Consider the following 20,478-nt stretch of genomic DNA (forward strand, 5'->3'; position numbering starts at 1 on the left):
TGTCGCTCCTTATGCACGTTTCACATCAACGAGGTTAGTATGTTGAGGATTACCTTTTACGAGTGCAGACGGCTGCTGAGTCGTTAGCGTATTAATACAACCACCAATATCAACGCCTTCGCTATCAAGTTCACGCCATGCCCCTTGAGGAACCGCAATCACGCCTGGTAATACCCGCGCCGTTACTTTCGCCTTAATTTTTATGCGCCCTCTATCATTGAAAATCTCAGTGAGATTGCCATCTTGGATACCTCGAGCGGATGCATCGATTGGGTTTATCCAATATTGATGTGGTACAGCCTCACGCAATACCGCGACATTAAAGTAGGATGAATGCGCATGGCCTTTATCATGAAAGCCCGTCATTTGTAGTGGGTATTTTTCCCTCGCCTTTGTATTTTCAACCCCTTCTGTATTCACACAGTATTCAGGCACTGCGGGAATACGTTGGTCATCAGGGTAGTCCCATTCTTGGGCTATTTTTGCTAAGCGTGCTGAGTAAATTTCAATTTTACCTGATGGCGTTGGCAGCGGGTTTTCGGTTGGTGAATCCCGATAAGACTTCAGTGCAATATAGTCTGCACTATTTGCGAGTTTCCTATCAACAATCCCCATGTCATTGGTTTCTTCAAAAGTGGGTAACTGTGGATTTTTTTCACGCATTTGGTTGTAACAATGTTCTATCCACTGCTCATGAGTTCGCCCCTCAGTAAATTGGTCTTTAATCCCCAATTTGTCAGCAATATCAGTTAAAACATCGTAAGATTGTCGGCATTCCCACAGCGGTGTGATCGCATTTTGCAGGCGTATCGCATAGTGATAAGCTCCACTTGCATAGGAATTATTGATTAAGTCATTCGACTCAACGCTGCTCACATCAGGTAGAATTAAATCTGCGTAGTTGGTGGATGGCGTCATGTGGATATCCCACACAAGAATAAATTCACAGAGTGATTCATCCGCCAAAATCTTATGGGTTTTATTTAAATCTGAGTGTTGATTTCCCGTCACATTACTAGCGTAATGCCAAAGAAATTTTACGTTGGTTTCAAGCTTGTCCTTTCCTAATAGCGTGGCATTTCCCGCTGTCATTTCAGTACCGCGGACAATGGCATCAGTCCACATAAAACACGGGATTTTAGTTTTTACAGGGTTAGGTATCGCAAATCCAGGAACGGGATAAGCTACGTTACCGCCCCATCCCCCTGCATTAGTGCCTGCTCGACCAATATTGCCCGTCACGATAGGCAACATCATCACCGCCCGTGCAGCTTGTTCCCCTGATGCGGTTCTTTGTAAGCCCCAACCTTGCGAAATCCACGCAGCCTTAGCATTGCCCAATTCACGAGCCAATTGAATGATCCGCGTTGGTGATACCCCCGTTATTTTGCTCGCCCATTCTGGTGTTTTTTCGACACCATCTTCACCGAACCCTAAAATGTAATCTTTATAGGAGGCATTTTTAGGGGCCGAGTCTGGTAATGTTTGGCTATCCCACCCAACACAATATTGTGCGAGAAAAGCTTCGTCTGTTAATTCTTCTTTAATTAAAGTATGAATGATAGCAGCAACGAGCGCACCATCCGTTCCAGGATAAATAGGTATCCACTCTGCGCCTAATGTTGTCACACTATCCGTACGACGCGGGTCGATAATAATCACTTTTGCTTTGCTTTTTTCTAATGCTTGCAAGGTTTCATAGAATTGCCCACCACCTGACATGCGCGTTTCTGCAATGTTGTGCCCAAACATAACAACGAGATCGCTGTTGGCAATTTCAGATAAAAGGGAATCATCCAACTTGCCATATACATAAGGGATCACGCCGTTTATCTGTGCTGTTGAATATGTTCCGTGTTGGTCAAGAAAGCCACCAAGCTGATTTAATAAACGTTTACAGGCATTACGCCCTTGTAAATTAGCCCCTGTCGAACCCGAGCCATATTGGTAATAAATCGCTTCATTACCGTACTTATTAATTGTCTCTTTTAATTTTTCAGCAACAATGGTTGTCGCTTCATCCCAACTAATACGTTTAAATTTGCCTTCTCCCCGTTTACCAACACGGATCATTGGGTATTTTATTCTGTCTGGGTTATAGGTTTTCCAACGAACAGAACGCCCCCTTAAGCAAGGGCGTATCTGGTGTAAACCAAATTGACTGTCATCGTACATCGTTTCATTAGAAATACGGGTAATAACATCATCTTTGACATGAACTTTTAGTGGACAGCGGCTTCCGCAGTTCACTAAACAGGCGCTATATTTGATTTTTTCATTAATTTCATCTGGCTGGGTTTTAGCCATTGAAGCGGCTTGAGCCGTAAAGGGTAATGAGATAGAACCTGCAACGGCAGTTGCTGTTGCGGCTGAGGCAGAGACTTGAATAAATCGTCTCCTGCTTAACGCTTTCTTTCCTAAGTGATTAATCATTACATTGCTACCTTCTAATTATTATTAAATAAACTAAAAAATATATTTTTATAATAATTAGATAGTAGGCATGTATTTTGTAAGGTTAATTGATATGCATCAACCAAGATGAGTTTGTGAATATGTTGGCTACTTAAACCCAATAATCCATGGTTTTTGTTAAATTCTAACGCATAATCAACTAGTAAAAGTCAGAACTTCAAAAAAGAATATTTATAGAAATTATAGATTTACTACTCTAATGTTTACTTGACTGCTTTTGCTATTCCCTATAGCACCAAGACAAAATAAGAAGAAACCCATAATAGGTTTCTCCTTTAAATTTTGAGCCCGTTAAATTAGTACTTTTTCCGTAATAGAAATAAAGTCCTTCATCGCTTCTACAGTAGGCCCATCAACGCAATAATGTGTGAACTCATCCGTTTCACTATTAGATGCCATCGTCACGCCCACTTTACGGTAATTCATGGTTGATGGTACCGTTTTACCTGCAGAACTGTGTACTTCAGTTAAACCAATTTCCATAAACTTACTTAAATTAGCTAAACGAACCCCCGCACCTGCCATAATTTTAGGACCATTGATTTCTTGGCTTTTTTCGTGCAATTCTTTCAATAATGGCAATCCCAATTCTGCACTCTGCTGCTGGCCCGAAGTTAAAATTCGCGCTACACCTAATTCATTTAATTGCTCTAAGGCAAGTAGTGGATTGATGCACATATCAAACGCGCGATGGAAAGTTATATTCATCCCATTGGCGATTTCCATCAACCCATGCATACGGTTAATATCAATGCGCCCTTCACTATCAAGAATGCCAATGACTGCTCCTGGAAACCCCATTTCCTTTATCATGATTAAATCTTCACGAATAACGTCAAATTCGCTAACGTTATAGCAAAAATCACCACCACGAGGACGAATAATGGGATGAACTGGAATGTGAAGTTTTTCTCTTGCTAATTTCAGATAGCCATAGCTTGGTGTTAGACCGCCATCTGCGGCACCAGAGCATAATTCGATACGGTCAGCACCGTATTCTTGCGCTACTTGAGCACATTCAATTCCGAAACAGCAAATTTCCAGTTTCGCCATGATTACCTCCAAATGTGGTAATAAAGCCCATGCTTTAAATTCCCCTAATACAAATAGATAGGGGTAGAATAATAATTGTTAATACCGTTTTGAATAATGCCATTTATTAAAAAATGTTATCGGATGGATATCACACCCCGAAAAAAACACTGGCACTATTGATCAATAACGTTAATTGCATCACTTATTTTTCACTTTCAATTATCTTTTTTAGCGTAAATGGGTGGTATTTGACTGTTATCTTACCATTTGACACTGCCAATGTTGGATTGGGCAAACGTTCTTGCTGCCCTTTAGGCTGACTTACTTTCACATTAAATCCGATTGGAAGAGGGTTCGGCAGTAATGCTCGTGCCGTTTTTTCCAATTCTGCGGGAGGCACATTAATCACCATTTCAATATGTTCCCAACTTTCTTGTGGGTATTTTTTATCTTTTGGAAACGGTAGCTCAACGATAAATACACTCTGCCCAGCAATTTGTAGTGGTTGGCTAAGTTCATATAAACGAATTGGCCTGCCATTGATGATATTATCGGAAATAATCTGCCCGCATTGCAATAAACCTTCATGCCAGCGCTGTGCTGTTTCAAGGTAGTGGCAGCGTACTGAAATATGATCGATAACGTAAGCCGTTAATGACACATCAAGTTGTTTCGCCATTAATTGCAACTGGTTGGCAAATTTAGGTAAGTCTTCCCATAAATCGTTTAATTGTGGAACTTCACGAAATGGCAGCACAACAAAAACCTCTTTTTATCTACTTATCATCTAAACAATGGCGCTGACTGTAGCATGAGTCCCCCAAAATATGGTATAAAACCTGCCGATTTTTCTCTTCCACCTTTTAGTTCTCCACATGTGATGGCACAATGTGGTAACTATGTTCGTAATTTAAGGTAATTCAGTGAATATTCAGGCGATTCTTTCAGACAAAATTAGTACTGCAATGCTTGCAGCGGGCGCTCCAGCAGACAGTGATGCACTCGTGCGTCAATCCGCTAAAGCCCAATTTGGTGATTATCAAGCCAACGGCGTTATGGGCGCGGCTAAAAAACTGGGGATGCCACCACGACAACTCGCTGAACAGATCCTCAATCATTTAGATTTAGATGGTATTGCCAGCAAAGTGGAAATTGCTGGACCAGGCTTTATTAATATCTTCCTTGAACCTTCTTGGGTTGAAAAACACGTTGAAGAAGCATTAGCCTCCCAACGTTTAGGCCTTGCCCCTGTAAAAGCCGAAACCATCGTTATCGACTATTCTGCACCTAACGTGGCAAAACAAATGCACGTTGGTCACTTGCGCTCAACCATTATTGGTGACGCTGCTGCACGTACGCAAGAATTTATCGGTCACCGCGTGATCCGCGCTAATCATGTTGGCGACTGGGGAACTCAGTTCGGTATGCTCATTGCTTATCTTGAAAAAGTGCAAAACGAAAGTGCCAATGACATGGCGCTCGCTGATCTGGAAGAGTTTTATCGCGAAGCTAAAAAACACTATGACGAAGATGAAGAATTTGCGGTACGTGCTCGTGGTTATGTCGTAAAACTGCAATCAGGTGATGAATACTGCCGTGAAATGTGGCGTAAGCTTGTTGATATCACTATGCAGCAGAATCAAGAAACCTACAAACGCCTAAATGTCACTTTAACTGAAGACGATGTAATGGGTGAAAGCTTATATAACAGCATGTTACCAGGCATTGTCGCTGATTTAAAAGCCAAAGGTTTAGCCGTTGAAAGTGAAGGCGCTACCGTCGTTTTCCTTGATGAATTTAAAAATAAAGAAGGCGAACCAATGGGCGTGATCGTCCAGAAAAAAGACGGCGGTTTCTTATACACCACCACTGACATCGCTTGCGCCAAATACCGTTACGAAACGCTCCATGCCGATCGCTCATTGTATTACATCGATTCACGTCAGCACCAACATTTGATGCAAGCTTGGACTATCGTCCGTAAAGCGGGTTATATCCCTGAGACAATGGCACTTGAACACCACATGTTTGGAATGATGCTGGGTAAAGACGGAAAGCCATTTAAAACCCGTACAGGTGGTACTGTACGTTTATCTGACTTATTAGATGAAGCCGTTGAACGTGCACAAGCGCTGATCCGCGAGAAAAACCCAGACATGCCTGAAGACGAGCTACTGAATGTGGCGAATGTCGTTGGTATTGGCGCAGTAAAATATGCAGACCTATCGAAAAACAGAACAACGGACTACATTTTCGATTGGGATAACATGTTAGCGTTTGAAGGAAACACCGCACCGTATATGCAATATGCGTATACCCGTGTTGCTTCTATCTTCAAAAAAGCCAACTTAACTCAAGCAGATCTGACTTTACCAATTTCACTGCAAGACCCACGTGAAATCGCACTGGCGACACGTTTATTGCAGTTTGAAGAAACCATTCTCACTGTTGCGCGTGATGGAACGCCACATGTGATGTGTGCTTACCTGTATGAACTTGCAGGCCTATTCTCTTCTTTCTACGAACACTGCCCAATTTTATCGACCGAAGATGACGCTGTACGCCAAAGCCGTTTAAAACTGGCGGCGTTAACGCAAAAAACCTTAAAAACAGGTTTAGATACATTAGGTATTGAAACAGTCGAAAGAATGTAATCACGTTCGCATTATTTAATTAACAGCTCGCCTCGGTGGGCTGTTTTTCTTTTCGTCGCGTAAGTAACTTTTGCGTCAAAGTCTGTATTTCTTCAACGTTTTCATTCGCACAATTTTGTAAGACTAGATTCCACTTACACAATGTTTTTGCTTTTTCACAAAGTTCAGGGTCATGCCCTAAACGATTATTATCCTTTAACCACCTAGCCACACTAGCCCAATCCCACAAAGGTGAGTTGCCACTTAAACGTTGTACTGGGGCTGGAAAATTGCCTTTTCCTCTTGACCCATCTTTTAATAATGCAACCGCTTGGCGTGTTAACCCTGCTAACTCTGCAATATCACTTAAACCAACCAGCGTGCTATCAACTGATGCCACTTGCATTGAGATTTCTGCGCTCTCAATATCAGCAATTGCCGTTTCAATAGCCGCATCCAGTGAACTCGCCTCTCTATCAAACTCTAAATAAACGGAATTACCATAGTAGCACACCAAGGCATCATCACAGCCTGCCGTAAATAAAGCATCTTCTAAGCCCGTGGTATCTACCGTTACCCCAGAAAGTGTTAACGTGAATGCGTATTGCGCCATCAAAGCTCCTTAATCTCTTTTTTATCATCTAATAAGCGGCCTAAGCCGCTATAATTATTTCGAAAGTGCAATACAGTGATCCACTTTCCGGATGATCTGCTTGGCATGGTTTTCCATCACTCTTGGTGTTGACCAAACACTCATCATATGTGTTTTGTGCTCATCGACAGCGTTACCACAACGTAATTTACAAAATGTATGTGATGAACTCCCTGCACTCACCCAAAACCAGCCATTAGCAATCGCATATTCAATGGCTGCTTGAATATGCTTGTTCGGATGTTTTTTCATCGCCCTCCGATAAATACACTATAACCAAAAACGTTGACATTGGTCAACATCCTATTTATGCCAATTTCTAGTGGCCTCCTACGCTTTATTGATAAAAAAACAAGCGCGCACTAAATATACCGTAAAACAAACAATGAATGTTATTTTTATCAATAAAAACAATTACTTGATATATCATAAAATAATTATAATATTATTAATTGAGGAATTATTAAAAGAGATGAAAAAATTGGAAATGGATAGAAAATACAATGGGGTTTAAAACGATAGAATATCGAGACAAAAAAGCCCAAATTAATGGGCTTTCATTAAATTAACAGACTTTCAGCATGTTACGCGATGCTTCTCTTCATAAAATCACGTGGGCGGAAACCTAATATATATAAAGCAACAAAATAGCTTCCAGCTCCGACAATCACCACACCAATTAAGCGCAACATACGCATGAGCATATTCCCTTCTTGCCAAGATGGCATAAAGTGCAGCAGGCCAAATAACACCGCGCCCATTACAACTAACGCAATCAGTAGCTTAAATAAGAAACCTTTCCACCCTGCAAGCGGTTGGAAAATATCTTGTTTACGTAATTGCCAATACAGAACACCTGCATTAAAACAAGCCGCTAAGCCAATAGATAATGCCAAACCAGCATGTTGTAAAGGCCCTATAAAGGCTAAGTTCATTAATTGCGTCAAAATTAAGGTCACGATGGCAATTCTAACTGGAGTACGAATATCTTGGCGTGAATAGAAACCAGGCGCTAAAATTTTCACTAAAATCATGCCTGTTAGCCCTACACAATAGGCTATCAATGCATATTGTGTCATTAACGAATCATGTGCGGTAAAGTTACCATATTGGAATAATGAAACCGTCAGCGCTTCAGATAAGATAGCTAAACCAAGAGCACATGGTAATGCTAATAGCAGGCAAAGACGCAGTCCCCAGTCCATTAATTGTCGATATTCATTCTGGTTTCCACTCGTAAAGCTCTTCGCGAGAGATGGCAGCAAGATCGTTCCCAAGGCCACACCAAGCACTCCAGAGGGTAACTCCATCAATCTGTCCGCATAGTACATCCACGAAACAGACCCTGACTGTAGGAATGAGGCGAATATAGTATTAATAATTAATGAGATTTGCGCGACTGACACACCGATAATCGCAGGCCCCATCATTTTCATTACACGCCAAACACCGCTATCGCGAAATGATAGGCGCGGTAACACTAACATACTAATTTTCTTTAAATGGGGAAGCTGGTAGACCAATTGTAGCACCCCCCCCACTAATACCGCCCATGCCAGTGACATGATCGGCGGGTCAAAGTAAGGTGCGGCAAACGCAGCAAAAATGATCATACTCACATTGAGTAGTGTGGGTGCAAAGGCGGGTACAGAGAAGCGGTTCCACGTATTTAAAATTGCCCCAGCAAGGGAAGCGAGTGAGATTAGAAAAATATAGGGAAATGTGACTCGCAACAGGTCGGTTGTTAACGCAAACTTATCCGCATCATCAGTAAAGCCAGGGGCTGTCACATAGATAATCCAGGGCGCCGCAATCATGCCCAATACAGTGACTATCGCTAAAGCAAGGGTGAGCATCCCCGCAATATAAGCGACAAATGTACGTGTAGCTTCTTCACCTTGTTGGTTTTTATATTCCGCTAATATGGGGACAAATGCTTGAGAAAATGCCCCTTCTGCAAAAATCCGACGTAACAGATTTGGCAATTTAAACGCGACAAAAAAAGCATCGGCAGCGGCGCCTGCACCAAATACCCGAGCAATGATGGCATCGCGAATAAAACCAAGGACCCGAGACATCATGGTCATTGAGCTTACTGCCGCCAGCGATTTTAATAAATTCATGATTGATAGACTAAAAGTAAACAATCGTATCAGTTTAACAGCGCGGGCTGTCACTGACTACGATTGAAAAGTAAATTAAGAGTTTACGCTTTATTCATTGCCCAAGAATTATCCGTCAATGCAGTTAATACATGGTCACGCCACTCACCATTGATTTGTAAGTATTGCCTTGCATAGCCTTCACGCTCAAAACCAAGCTTGGCCAATAGATTACCACTACGCATATTATGAGGCATATAGTTTGCCATGATGCGGTGCATTTTCTGATGTTGTTGCATATAGCGAGTTACTTGGGTTAACGCTTCAAACATCAAGCCTTGCCCTTGCCATTTTTCGCCCAGAGAATACCCTAAATAGCACGCATGGAATGAGCCACGCAGGACATTACTAAAATTTGCTACTCCCATCACCTCGTTTTCTTCTTTATCTAATAGTAGGAAATGATAAGCACTACCTTCGCGATGCATTTCATTCATCACTTGCAAACGATTTTGCCAGCCAGCGGGTTGATAGTGAGAGTTATCTCGAGTCGGTTCCCAAGGGATAAGAAAGTCTTTATTCAAGCTGTAATAATCAGCTAGGCGATAATTATCTCGCTCATAAGTCAAACGAATAATCATTCTATCAGTGATCAGGCGTACCTTCGGTACATTTGAGCGATAACCAAACATCGTTAACCCTTTATTAATTTAAAATAGCTAGATTCCCTAGCCGTGCATATTTATTCGTTAGCTAAATAGCAAAGTGTAGCATTCTCTATTATTGATGAGCATCTAAAATCAGTCAGTCAAACAGATGAATTATCTTGCTCTCAATTTTCAATTCTTCAATAGTTTGCATTGCAGCTAGGCGGCAAACGCAGCTATCCCTATGAGCATACAAAAGTATGTGATTAGGGGAGCTAAGTGTAGCCAACAACGCGGCGGTGCAAAATATGACGATTTAGCGTCTTCTCTTGCTAACTCTTTCAATAGCCTAAATAGTTTGCATTGCAGCTAGGCGGCAAACGCAGCTATCCCTATGAGCATACAAAAGTATGTGATTAGGGAAGCTAAGTGTAGCCAACAACGCTGCGGTGCAAAATATGACGGCTATTGCATCGATAAAAATAAATCATCGATCCTCGATGCCACCCTCGATAAAAAAATATCATCTATTGCTCTCTATTATACTGATATTATTGATAAGTAACATTATGGAACAATCCTCTCTTAGCAATTTTTTAATGGTGTGTCATGGCACAGGTGTCACGGGCAAGAAGCCTTGGTAAATATTTCCTTTTGCTCGACAACATGTTAGTTGTCCTCGGCTTTTTTGTCGTTTTTCCGTTGATTTCAATCCGATTTGTTGACCAACTAGGTTGGGCCGCTGTAGTGGTAGGCTTCGCATTAGGCCTACGGCAATTTGTTCAACAAGGCTTAGGTATTTTTGGTGGCGCAATTGCTGACCGATTTGGTGCTAAGCCTATGATTGTTATTGGAATGCTTTTACGAGCAAGTGGCTTTGCTTTGATGGCAATCGCTTACGACCCTTGGGTGTTGTGGCTATCTTGTGTGCTTTCTGCCCTTGGTGGCACGCTATTTGATCCCCCCAGAACGGCGCTGGTTATCAAACTTACTCGCCCCTACGAACGCGGCCGTTTTTATTCACTTTTATTGATGCAAGATAGTGCTGGTGCTGTTATCGGTGCTTTGATTGGTAGCTGGCTGCTACAATATGATTTCCACTATGTCTGCTGGGTGGGTGCCGTGGTGTTTATCATTGCCGCCATCTGTAATGCATGGTTACTCCCCGCTTATCGTATTTCAACGGTAAGGACTCCGATTAAAGAAGGTATGAACCGTGTTTTAAAAGACAAACGGTTTGTCACCTATGTTGTGACCTTAGCAGGTTACTTTATGCTTTCTGTGCAAGTGATGTTAATGTTCCCAATTGTTGTCAATGAGCTAGCTGGAACACCAACGGCAGTAAAATGGATGTATGCCATTGAAGCTATGATTTCTCTCACTTTGCTTTATCCCATTGCACGTTGGAGTGAAAAACATTTTCGCCTAGAGCAGCGGTTAATGGCAGGCCTATTTTTAATGAGCTTAAGTATGTTCCCAATAGGGATGACAACTTCGTTAAATATGTTATTTGGTTTAATTTGTCTATTCTATTTAGGAACCGTGACTGCCGATCCTGCTAGAGAAACGCTAAGTGCTTCACTTGCAGATCCCCGAGCTCGTGGCAGTTATATGGGCTTTAGCCGTCTCGGCCTTGCCCTAGGTGGTGCTGTTGGTTATACGGGTGGTGGTTGGATGTATGATATTGGGCACCAATGGAATATGCCTCAATTGCCTTGGTTTTTACTGGGGATAATCGGTTTTGTCACTCTGTGGGCGTTACATAAGCAATTTAACCGTAAAAAAATTGAAACAGTCATGTTGAGTGGGCAGTAATGCGCTAAACTAGCGGTATTACTGTAAAAGGAGTCTTTATGAAAAAATTTTTATTGGCCACAATGATTGGTTTTATCACTCTAATAACGGGCTGTAGCCAATTATCTGAATTCAGTATCAGTGAGTCCCAAATAAATAGCTACCTTGCTAATAAAGTAAAATATGACCACAAAGTGGGGATTTCTGGGCTTGCTGATGCAGATATCCAACTGGCGAATTTAAAATCTGAAATAGGCCGTAGTGAGCCAGGTAAAATCGCCCTAAATGGTGATGCTACGGTTAAGTTAGACTCTTTGATTGGAAAAGCAGAGGCGCAAATTAGCTTAACCTTAACGGCTCGCCCAATTTTTGATGCAAAAACAGGGTCTATCTACTTAAAAGAATTGAATATAAGCAATTATAAAGTCACCCCAGAGAACATGGATACCGCCATGTCTGCGGTAATCCCTTATCTAAATAATTCCCTTGAAACTTTCTTCGAAACACAGCCCGTCTATGTCCTCAACCCAGATAACGGCGCTGCAGAAGCAACAGCCAAAAAATTGGCTAAGGGACTTGAGATTAAACCAGGTAAACTGGTCATTCCATTAGTGGATTAATTTTAACCATAAATTTTTTTGATTGAGAAAAGCATTAAAGGCAACAGAGAAATCTGTTGCCTTTTTAATTCAATCAGAAATATTAATCAATACTGTTTATTATCGCTCTTGAATATAAGTGACAGTGTCACATAAGAGCCTTTCGTTGGCCTTTTTGCATTCCGTAAGTCATGAGGTTTGGCTACCGATAAAACACTCACAAATTAGTCCTCATTAGCCTCGGAATCTAACTCATCGCGCAGCGCAATAACGGCATCACGGGCAATTTGGGCTAATGTGCGATAAAACGCCGTCGTGGCATGGGCTTCGACTTTACCTAAAAATGCGCCGTACCAGCTGAGAATGTAGCTATCAAATAATTCTTCTTGTGCCGCGGTTTCATCTTCGGCGGCTTGATCTTCTAACCAAGAAGCAGCCAATAATAACGCCCCCAATGTGCTCACTGGCGCATCCGTTAAGGTCATGCCTCTAACGGTTAAAAACTCACGGATTTCAGCTTCTGTGACTTCTTCGTCATAATCATTGGCTAGCATTGATACTGTGGCATTTTCACCGACAAACATGGCTTGGTAGTCAGCACTAATCGCTTTAATATCCAATCCTTTCGCCATACGTGCCCACAATTCATCTTGCTCTAGAGGCCATGATGCTTTCAATTTATCCTGCGCAATCATATCCATAAGAGGTTTAACAAGAGCGTCATCAGCGCTGCGTTGGAATAATGTGCCTAAAATACGGCAGACGATTGAGAATTCGTTCATATGGGTTTTCCTATTTAAAATTCAGTTGCGACTCAGCTCTTAAGCTCAGTATACCGAAAAAATAAGAAACGTATTAGAGAAGAAAAACACAACAAAATTGCAAGCTAGCAAAAAGCAGGTAGCTTGCAATTCTTTTAGATGTAATTAGTAACCACGCTCCATATCAACCACTCCCACAGGCGCTTCCCCCGCTTCAATGCGCTTGATATTACTGACAATCATATCCATTGCTTCTTTCGGCTGGGTAAATGCAGCCACATGCGGCGTAATCGCAATACGTGGATGCGTCCAGAACGGGTGCATTTGGGATAAAGGCTCACTCGCAAACACATCTAATGCAGCCCCAGCAACTTGTCCTGCATCCAATGCAGATAATAAATCCTGCTCTATCAAATGTGCACCACGAGCTAAGTTGATGACATAAGCGCCTTGTTGCAATTGGCTAAACAGCTGTTGATTTAAAATCCCAACCGTTTCTGGCGTGCTTGGCAATAAATTGATGACCACACGAGTTCCCGAAAGGAATGCAGGTAATTGCTCATTGCCATAATAACTTTTTATATTAGGGATTTGTTTCTCAGAACGGCTCCACGTTCTGACATGAAAACCAAAGCTGACTAAGCGCTTCGCAACAGCTTGGCCCAATGCGCCAGCCCCCATGACACCAATCACAAACTCTTCATGTTGATAAGCAGGCAGTTGCTTCCATTGACGCTGAGATTGTAACTGACGATATTCATCCATACGACGAAAGTATGCTAAGACCTTTGCGCAGGCATATTCTTCCATTTGGATAGCCATGCCTGTATCTTCAAGGCGCATCACAGGGACACCCGCAGGGAGTGTACCTGGTTTATCTTGCTCTTGCTTTAAGATGGCATCCACACCTGCACCTAATGCAAAAATACCTTTTAAATCATTGCGCCCCGCAAGGCATTCATAGGGTGGCAGCCACACCATAGCGTAATCTGCACTTTGCTTATCCCCTTTTTCCCATTGGCGAATATTAGCTTGTGGTAATCTAGCACGCATTCCTTCAATCCATTGTTCTGAATTAAAGAATGGATGGTAAAATAAAATATTCATGGCAGCTCCTCTTAGGTTTCTAACAGAGTGTGCGCAATGACGTTTATTTTCAAGTCCATACCGCAACCAAGATCACTTTCGTTGAGGATTTTGTTAACTAGCTAACGAATTTTATGCTTAATCCTTGCAGTTCTTATTAACATTAAAAAAATGATTTATCTTAACAAGCAACAATTAAGATTAGATATTATACAAATTGATTTTTATTTAGCTAAACGGACATAAAAGTAAGAAAAAGAATCAATAGGGAGTTGACGCAAGACGCTATTTTCCCTATAGTAGCGCCCCGTTGCACAGCAGGATTTCTCTCTGGTCTGCAACGGATTTAGAAAAAACGGTGAGGTGTCCGAGAGGCTGAAGGAGCACGCCTGGAAAGTGTGTATACGGCAACGTATCGAGGGTTCGAATCCCTCCCTCACCGCCATTTTTTCTACTAGTTTTCCTCTTCTTTTATCTGTAGTTTCCCTTTATTTTCATTATTCTTTTGCTCAATACCAATACCTCGCTCATGATATTCACGGCTAATATCTTCCCATAACTCTGCATTTTCTATCCCTGCAACTTTTGGACTGAACACAGGGTCAACACCTAATTTTTCCTGCCGTTCATAATCTCGCAGCGCTCTTAGTGCAGGTTTAGAAAGAAACACTATCGCAATTAAATTTAGGTAACTCATACTACCAAACCCAATATCACCTAAGCTCCACATTAAGCTCACTGATTGCACGCTACCCATAAACACAATAATTAAGAACACAAACTTAAGTATCAGTTTTAAAACAGGATAAGCAAGTTTGCGGTCAAGGTAGACAATGGTTGTTTCAGCAATATAGTAATAAGCCATTAAGGTTGTGAATGCGAATAAGAATACTGCTATCGACACAAAGCCTGAGCCCGCAGAGGTAAACACGGTAGAAACCGCCATCTGTGTCCATGCGGTTCCTGCTGCAACACCTGGTACATATTCCACCAGCGCGGTTGCAGAACCATCGGGGAATACATTGTACATATTGGTGACAAGGATCATTAAGCCTGATGCTGTACAGACTACAACCGTATCAATATAAATGGAGAATGCTTGAATAAGTCCTTGTTTTACTGGATGACTCACTTCTGCAGCCGCTGAACTAAATGTTGCCTCACCAGCACCTGCCACATTGGAAAATACCGCGCGACGAACACCCCATGATACTGCGGTTCCAACAATCCCACCAAATACCGCATCCATACCCAATACACTTTGGAAGATTAAATTAAACATCGCTGGTACTTTTTCATAATGGCTGCCCAAAATAATCACCATCATCACCAAGTAAGCTATCGCCATCAAGGGAACGATTTTATCTGCTGCACTTGCGATACGTTTCACGCCACCAAAGATAAGCCATGCCATTAATACGGTGACAATCGCCCCAGTCGCCATCGGAGGAAGGTTAAACGATGTCTGGAAAGAGTCAGCAATGGTGTTAGCCTGAATACCTGGCACTAATACACCGTAAGATAAACAAATTACGGCGGCAACAATGATGGCAAACGGCTTCAACTTTAACCCTTTTTCAATATAATAAGGGGAACCACCGCGATATTGCCCATCTGAACGTTGTTTATAGATTTGAGCAAGTGTAGATTCAATAAAGGCACTCGCGCCACCTAATAGCCCCATGACTACCATCCAAAAAATGGCACCTGGCCCACCAGCAGCTATTGCAGTAGCAACCCCCGCAATATTGCCAACACCAACACGGCCTGACAATGCTAAACAGAAAGCTTGGAAGGAAGAAATCCCCTCTTTTGATGCTTTATTTTCCTTTAATAAACAAATCATTTTGATGAGATAGCGAAATTGCACGCCACGAGTCGCTAAAGTGAAGTAGAGTCCTACGCCCAGTGATAAAAACACCAGTGCATTACCCCATATGTAACCAACGATGGTATTAACGATGGCTTCCATTTTGTACTCCTTCGTTATTGTAATTGTTTATTGTGTGTTTGCAGGGTAAAAAAAAACCTGAGCATTGTAGACTCAGGTCAACGTTATTTATTGGTGAACAAACCAGATAACTTTGGTTTGGCTATACTGTTCAAAAGCCTCTAGGCCATTGTCTTTTCCGCCAAAACCGGATTGACGGAAACCACCAAATGGCATGGTAATATTCCCTTCACTAAAACCATTGACTGAGACAGTTCCCGCACTAATTTGGCGAGCAACGCGCATGGCTCGGTGGACGTCTTGACTATAAAAAGAGGCCGCTAACCCATATTGTGTCTTATTGGCTAGCGTAATTGCCTCTTCTTCCGTTTTGAATGAGGTTACTGCTAAGATAGGGCCAAAAACTTCTTCTTTAAACAATGACATATCTGAAGTCACATTATCGAAAATTGTCGGCTCGATATACCACCCAGAACCAATTTCATGGTGAACGCGACCACCAATAGCGATTTTCCCCCCTTCTTGCTTTGTGATATCTAAAAACGATTTCACTTTATCAAAGTGCGCTTTTTCAACCATCGGCCCAATTGATACATCCGCTTGCCTCGGGTCACCCACTTTCCATTCTTTTGCTGCAATCGCCAGTTTATCCAGCAGAGCTTGTTTAATATTTTCATGCACAATTAAGCGAGAACCGCAGCTACAGTTTTCACTCATATTCCAAAAGGCGGCGGCCATGATATGGGGAACAGCCGCATCAAGGTTGGCATCTTCAAATACAACCTGCGGACTTTTGCCACCACATTCGAGAACAATTTCTTTTAAGTTGCTTTCCGCTGAGTATTTTAAAAATAAGCGCCCCACTTCGGTTGACCCTGTGAAGGACACCACATCCACGTCTGGGTGACGTCCCAGTGCTTCGCCCACTTTTTCGCCCAGCCCACAAACTAAGCTGAGCGCCCCCTTCGGTACACCTGCCTCATAAGCTAGCTCAACCATTCGATAAGCACTCAGTGACGTTAGCTCCGCGGGTTTCACAATCACAGAGTTGCCGATAGCAAGCGCAGGCGCAACTTTCCATGCAAACATTTGAGCTGGGAAATTCCAGGGTAGAACCGCACACACAACCCCAATAGGCTCGCTAACTATCAACCCTAATTCTTGTTGGCTTGTTGGTGCTATTTTTCCAAATAATTTATCAATCGCTTCGGCATACCAATAAAAGGTTTCAACGGTTGCTGGCATATCGGTATTGATACATTCGGTAATGGGTTTTCCCGCATCAATGCAATCAAGTGCTGCAAGTTCTTCGCTGTGTTCAGCAATTAAATCCGCCCACTTGAGCATCACCTCTTTGCGTTTTTGAGGAGAAAGTGCACTCCACTCACCGCTTTTAAAGGTATTTCGAGCAACTTTTACTGCAGCATCAACATCTCTTGCTTCACCGTCAGCGATATAGCCAATAAGGCTATTGTCAATGGGAGTTCGGTTTTCTAATTTAGGTTGAGAAATATTCACCCCATCAATTAAATTACCCGCCCATAGTTTTCCTTGCTTGGCGAGTTCAAAAACCTGCTGTTGATTTAGTTTCATTATCCCCACCTTACCTTTTCACTAATTTGACAAATTCGTCTTTAGCTTCAACGGCTAAATTAGTTAAAGGTAAACGCACAGGGCCTGCGTTAAACGTGCCATTTAAGCAACCTGCTTTGGCTTTTTGGTTATAATCGCCAGACTCCATGGAATAAATTCCTGGGTATATTTCATTCATTATTCTTTTCGCTTCTTGCCAATCTCCTGTTTGTGTCGCCTTAAAAATAGCGACTTGTTCAGCAGGGAACACATTGCCTGCACCCGCTATCCAGCTTTTTGATCCCCAAAAGAAGAAATCAACGGGTTGGTCATCACAACCACAAATCACCTCGAAGTTGTTAAACGGTGTCTGTAATAGGCGTAAAGCACGGCTGAAATCCCCGCTACTCTCTTTAATGGCAACTATGTTGTCGATTTCAGCCAGCTTAACCACAGTTTCGTACTCAATTTCGATACCAATGCGTGCAGGGAAGTTATACATAATGATCGGCAGCGTTGTGGCCTCTGCAACTTTTTTATAATGCCCGTACACGCCTTGTTGGTCAGGCAAACTATACGGTGGTGGTGATAACATTAAACCTTCATATCCAAGGTCTTTTGCTTGTTTTGCGCGCGCGATCGCACCTTCCGTTGATAGATCGTTAATCCCTGCAATCAACGTTACGCGCCCCTTCGCAATTTTGCTCACGGTTGATAAAACGGTTTTGCGCTCATCTTCATTTAACGCGTAGTATTCCCCTGTCGTGCCGCAGACCACTAACCCTGTGACGCCTTGGTCAATAAGCTTTTCAGTTAAATCAGCTAATGCACTAATATTTAATGAATAATCGTCATGAAAAGGGGTAACTAAAGGGACAAGAATGCCATGAAAATTCATCTGAATTCTCCTTAAAATTATAGAAATCGCTCAATGGAAAAAGGGGTGCAGTCGATAACAGTCGGCTGCTCGTGAATAAAACTATTTACAAGGTCAGCCGTGATTGCTGCCTGTGTGAGCCCTAGGTGTTGGTGACCAAATGCAAAAATATACGGGCCTTCATTATCAATGACAGGCAATGAATCTGATGTTGATGGGCGAAACCCCATCCACGGTGTTGATTGTGCATCATTTAATGGCGCCTTTAGCATTGGGGCTGCGAGTGGTAAAAAGTGACGAGCCCGCTGCATATTTGCAGGGCGCTTTAACCCTGCATATTCAACGGTACCAGCAAGGCGTAAACCACCCGCCATCGGGGTCATAATGAAACGCCTGTCCATGCTGGATACGGGAATATTCAGCCGCCCTTGTTCTTGAGGTAGCATTAAATGGTAGCCGCGCTCTGTTTCAAGTGGCACATTAATACGACTGACCATTTTGACTAATGATTTAGAAAATGCGCCGCCTGCAATAACCACTTTTTGCCCTGTAAATTTCCCTTGGGTTGTGGTGATAGAGGCTTCTTTATTTGATGTCGAAGATATCGCAATGACTTCACAGTCGGTCAGTATATTTCCACCTAACTCAACAAATGACTGCGCAAGTTTTGAATGTAATTTTGATAAATCAACCACATGCCCAGTATTTGGGAAAAATAGCCCTCCAAGTTGATTCGTGGCAAGTGCAGGTTCGCGCTCAAGTAACTCGGTTTGATCGATAACCAAGTTGTGTACATTCATGTTTTGTAGAGATTCACCATGTTGATGGAGCTTTTCGAGTGTTTCTTTTTTTTCAGCCACTAATAATGAGCCTTGCATTTTAACAAGGTCGCTGAGTTGCCATTTTTGAATAAAGGCTTGCCACGAGTCAAAAGCCGCACTATTTAACGTCATTAACGTCTGGTGAATGTGGGTAAACGGCTTATGGCGCATGTTACCGACTAGCTTTAACATCCACGGTGTTAGTGGTAATAAGTAACGCCAATCCAAACGTAATGGGCCAAGTGGGTCGAGCAACATTTTCGGAATTGATTTCAATACAGAAGGGTCTGCAATGGGGAAAACTTGCTCAGTTGCAATATGCCCTGCATTACCAAATGACGCCCCAGAGCCAATTTCATTTTTATCCACCAGCAGGACGTCGGTACCATTAGCTTGTGCGGTAAGCGCAATGCTTAGGCCAATAATTCCACCGCCGACAACAATCACTGAATATTGACTCTTCATCGCCATCCCCTTACGCAACCGAAATACCGAAACGAAATGGGTCTTGCGCATCAATCAGCAACGTATTTTGGCCGCTAATATAGGCATTTCCTCGAATTGTAGGAATAATGCCGTTTTCATCCGCGGGCTGGAAACTCGCTTGAAACTCACTGCCAATCACGCTCGCTTGGTGCCAAATTTCTCCCGCTGCGAGTTTTTTATCCGCAGCTAAACAGGCTAATTTGGCACTGGTACCTGTCCCACAAGGGGAGCGGTCATAAGCACCACCAGGGCATAACACAAAACTTTGGCTATCGGCTTTAGGGTGTGAACCAAATAGTTCGATGTGATCAATTTCTTGGTCATTCTTACCAAAGATTTTTTGGTCAACAAGTGCTTGTTTAATTTTCAAACTCACGTCTGTTAGCAATTTAACGTTTTTAAAATCAATCGAAATAGGTGAGTTTTCTACAAGAAAAAACCAATTACCCCCCCAGGCGATATCCCCTGTGACCATACCGATATCAGGCACATCAACTTGTACTGCTTTACGGTAACGATATGAATATACGTTCTGGATACTCACGCTGCCATCGTTGTGCAGTTCCGCCGTAACATCCCCAACAGGGGTTTCAATCAAATGCTTTCCGTAAGAAATTTTCCCGAGAAAATGCAAGGATGCGACTAAACCTATCGTTCCATGCCCACACATCCCAAGGTACCCTTCGTTATTAAAAAAGATCACCCCTGCCGCGGCTTTCGGATTTTGTGGTTTACATAATAGTGCCCCCACGAGAATGTCATTGCCTCGTGGTTCTAGGATGGTTGTTCTTCGCCATTCGTCATGGTTATCACGCAATATTGCCAAACGTATTGCCATGCTTTCACCACCTAGCTGAGGGAATCCTTCAATCACTAAGCGTGTTGGTTCCCCTGCTGTATGGGAATCTATTACTTCAATTTTAGAATATTCAGATCGCATTGATTAGCACCCTATTAATCATGGTTTGTTAATAGATTGCTTGATTT

18 protein-coding genes and 1 tRNA gene are annotated in these 20,478 nt (G+C 42.5%); 5 read left to right on the top strand and 14 right to left on the bottom strand.

Annotated features, from left to right (window positions below; genetic code table 11):
- Positions 1 to 9: 9 nt before the first annotated feature.
- From PR808_RS01120 to PR808_RS01130, 3 genes are all read right to left on the bottom strand, one after another.
- A complete protein-coding gene (locus PR808_RS01120) occupies positions 10 to 2,433 on the bottom strand; it encodes a DMSO/selenate family reductase complex A subunit (RefSeq protein ID WP_272538484.1) in 2,424 nt (807 codons plus the stop codon).
- Between the two features lie 333 nt (positions 2,434 to 2,766).
- Positions 2,767 to 3,528, bottom strand: coding sequence for a copper homeostasis protein CutC (cutC, locus tag PR808_RS01125; protein ID WP_272538485.1), 762 nt, complete (start codon positions 3,526 to 3,528; stop codon positions 2,767 to 2,769).
- 184 nt (positions 3,529 to 3,712) lie between these two features.
- Positions 3,713 to 4,267, bottom strand: coding sequence for a VOC family protein (locus tag PR808_RS01130; protein ID WP_206084156.1), 555 nt, complete (start codon positions 4,265 to 4,267; stop codon positions 3,713 to 3,715).
- 166 nt (positions 4,268 to 4,433) lie between these two features.
- Here PR808_RS01130 and argS point away from each other — a divergent pair, with 166 nt between their 5' ends.
- Positions 4,434 to 6,164 (top strand): arginine--tRNA ligase, encoded by a 1,731-nt coding sequence (gene argS, locus PR808_RS01135; protein ID WP_206084155.1) that lies wholly within the window; start codon positions 4,434 to 4,436, stop codon positions 6,162 to 6,164.
- Between the two features lie 19 nt (positions 6,165 to 6,183).
- Here the strand turns inward: argS and PR808_RS01140 are convergent, their stop codons facing one another.
- The 4 genes from PR808_RS01140 to rimJ all read right to left on the bottom strand — a co-directional run bounded on the left by PR808_RS01140 (position 6,184) and on the right by rimJ (position 9,589).
- Complete coding sequence (locus tag PR808_RS01140) at positions 6,184 to 6,756, bottom strand: helix-turn-helix transcriptional regulator (protein WP_206084154.1); 573 nt, start codon at positions 6,754 to 6,756, stop codon at positions 6,184 to 6,186.
- Positions 6,757 to 6,810: 54 nt separating this feature from the next.
- Positions 6,811 to 7,047 (bottom strand): hypothetical protein, encoded by a 237-nt coding sequence (locus tag PR808_RS01145; protein WP_206084153.1) that lies wholly within the window; start codon positions 7,045 to 7,047, stop codon positions 6,811 to 6,813.
- Between the two features lie 332 nt (positions 7,048 to 7,379).
- Entirely contained in the window at positions 7,380 to 8,918 is a 1,539-nt protein-coding gene (murJ, locus tag PR808_RS01150; RefSeq protein ID WP_206084152.1) for a murein biosynthesis integral membrane protein MurJ, read from the bottom strand.
- 83 nt (positions 8,919 to 9,001) lie between these two features.
- Positions 9,002 to 9,589 carry a ribosomal protein S5-alanine N-acetyltransferase gene (gene rimJ / locus PR808_RS01155; RefSeq protein ID WP_272538486.1) on the bottom strand — a complete coding sequence of 196 codons (588 nt, stop codon included), beginning with the start codon at positions 9,587 to 9,589 and terminating at the stop codon, positions 9,002 to 9,004.
- A gap of 349 nt (positions 9,590 to 9,938) precedes the next feature.
- Here rimJ and PR808_RS01160 point away from each other — a divergent pair, with 349 nt between their 5' ends.
- From PR808_RS01160 to PR808_RS01170, 3 genes are read left to right on the top strand one after another with little or no spacing between them, the layout of a single operon-like run.
- The gene (locus PR808_RS01160) at positions 9,939 to 10,109 is read left to right on the top strand and encodes a hypothetical protein (RefSeq protein ID WP_272538487.1); all 171 of its coding nucleotides are present in this window, start codon (positions 9,939 to 9,941) and stop codon (positions 10,107 to 10,109) included.
- Between the two features lie 44 nt (positions 10,110 to 10,153).
- The gene (gene mdtH / locus PR808_RS01165) at positions 10,154 to 11,359 is read left to right on the top strand and encodes a multidrug efflux MFS transporter MdtH (RefSeq protein ID WP_272538488.1); all 1,206 of its coding nucleotides are present in this window, start codon (positions 10,154 to 10,156) and stop codon (positions 11,357 to 11,359) included.
- 38 nt (positions 11,360 to 11,397) lie between these two features.
- Positions 11,398 to 11,958: a lipoprotein gene (locus tag PR808_RS01170; RefSeq protein ID WP_272538489.1), complete on the top strand. Its 561-nt coding sequence runs from the start codon at positions 11,398 to 11,400 to the stop codon at positions 11,956 to 11,958.
- A 203-nt stretch (positions 11,959 to 12,161) separates the two neighbouring features.
- Here PR808_RS01170 and PR808_RS01175 read toward each other — a convergent pair whose 3' ends face one another.
- Positions 12,162 to 12,719 carry a TorD/DmsD family molecular chaperone gene (locus tag PR808_RS01175; protein ID WP_272538490.1) on the bottom strand — a complete coding sequence of 186 codons (558 nt, stop codon included), beginning with the start codon at positions 12,717 to 12,719 and terminating at the stop codon, positions 12,162 to 12,164.
- Positions 12,720 to 12,863: 144 nt separating this feature from the next.
- Positions 12,864 to 13,805: a glyoxylate/hydroxypyruvate reductase GhrA gene (gene ghrA / locus PR808_RS01180; protein ID WP_272538491.1), complete on the bottom strand. Its 942-nt coding sequence runs from the start codon at positions 13,803 to 13,805 to the stop codon at positions 12,864 to 12,866.
- 336 nt (positions 13,806 to 14,141) lie between these two features.
- Between ghrA and PR808_RS01185 the strand changes: the two genes are divergently transcribed.
- A tRNA-Ser gene (locus tag PR808_RS01185) sits at positions 14,142 to 14,229 on the top strand.
- Positions 14,230 to 14,238: 9 nt separating this feature from the next.
- Here PR808_RS01185 and PR808_RS01190 read toward each other — a convergent pair.
- The 5 genes from PR808_RS01190 to PR808_RS01210 all read right to left on the bottom strand — a co-directional run bounded on the left by PR808_RS01190 (position 14,239) and on the right by PR808_RS01210 (position 20,431).
- Positions 14,239 to 15,756 (bottom strand): alanine/glycine:cation symporter family protein, encoded by a 1,518-nt coding sequence (locus tag PR808_RS01190; RefSeq protein ID WP_272538492.1) that lies wholly within the window; start codon positions 15,754 to 15,756, stop codon positions 14,239 to 14,241.
- 87 nt (positions 15,757 to 15,843) lie between these two features.
- Positions 15,844 to 17,328, bottom strand: a complete 1,485-nt coding sequence (locus tag PR808_RS01195) for an aldehyde dehydrogenase (protein ID WP_272538493.1) — start codon at positions 17,326 to 17,328, stop codon at positions 15,844 to 15,846.
- Between the two features lie 10 nt (positions 17,329 to 17,338).
- On the bottom strand, positions 17,339 to 18,205 hold the full coding sequence (gene dapA / locus PR808_RS01200; protein ID WP_272538494.1) for a 4-hydroxy-tetrahydrodipicolinate synthase: 867 nt from the start codon (positions 18,203 to 18,205) through the stop codon (positions 17,339 to 17,341).
- A gap of 17 nt (positions 18,206 to 18,222) precedes the next feature.
- Positions 18,223 to 19,470 (bottom strand): NAD(P)/FAD-dependent oxidoreductase, encoded by a 1,248-nt coding sequence (locus PR808_RS01205; protein WP_272538495.1) that lies wholly within the window; start codon positions 19,468 to 19,470, stop codon positions 18,223 to 18,225.
- 10 nt (positions 19,471 to 19,480) lie between these two features.
- Positions 19,481 to 20,431, bottom strand: coding sequence for a 4-hydroxyproline epimerase (locus tag PR808_RS01210; RefSeq protein WP_206084141.1), 951 nt, complete (start codon positions 20,429 to 20,431; stop codon positions 19,481 to 19,483).
- Positions 20,432 to 20,478 lie beyond the last annotated feature (47 nt).

The organism is Providencia sp. PROV197 (assembly GCF_028479625.1).
Taxonomy (GTDB): Bacteria; Pseudomonadota; Gammaproteobacteria; order Enterobacterales; family Enterobacteriaceae; genus Providencia; species Providencia vermicola.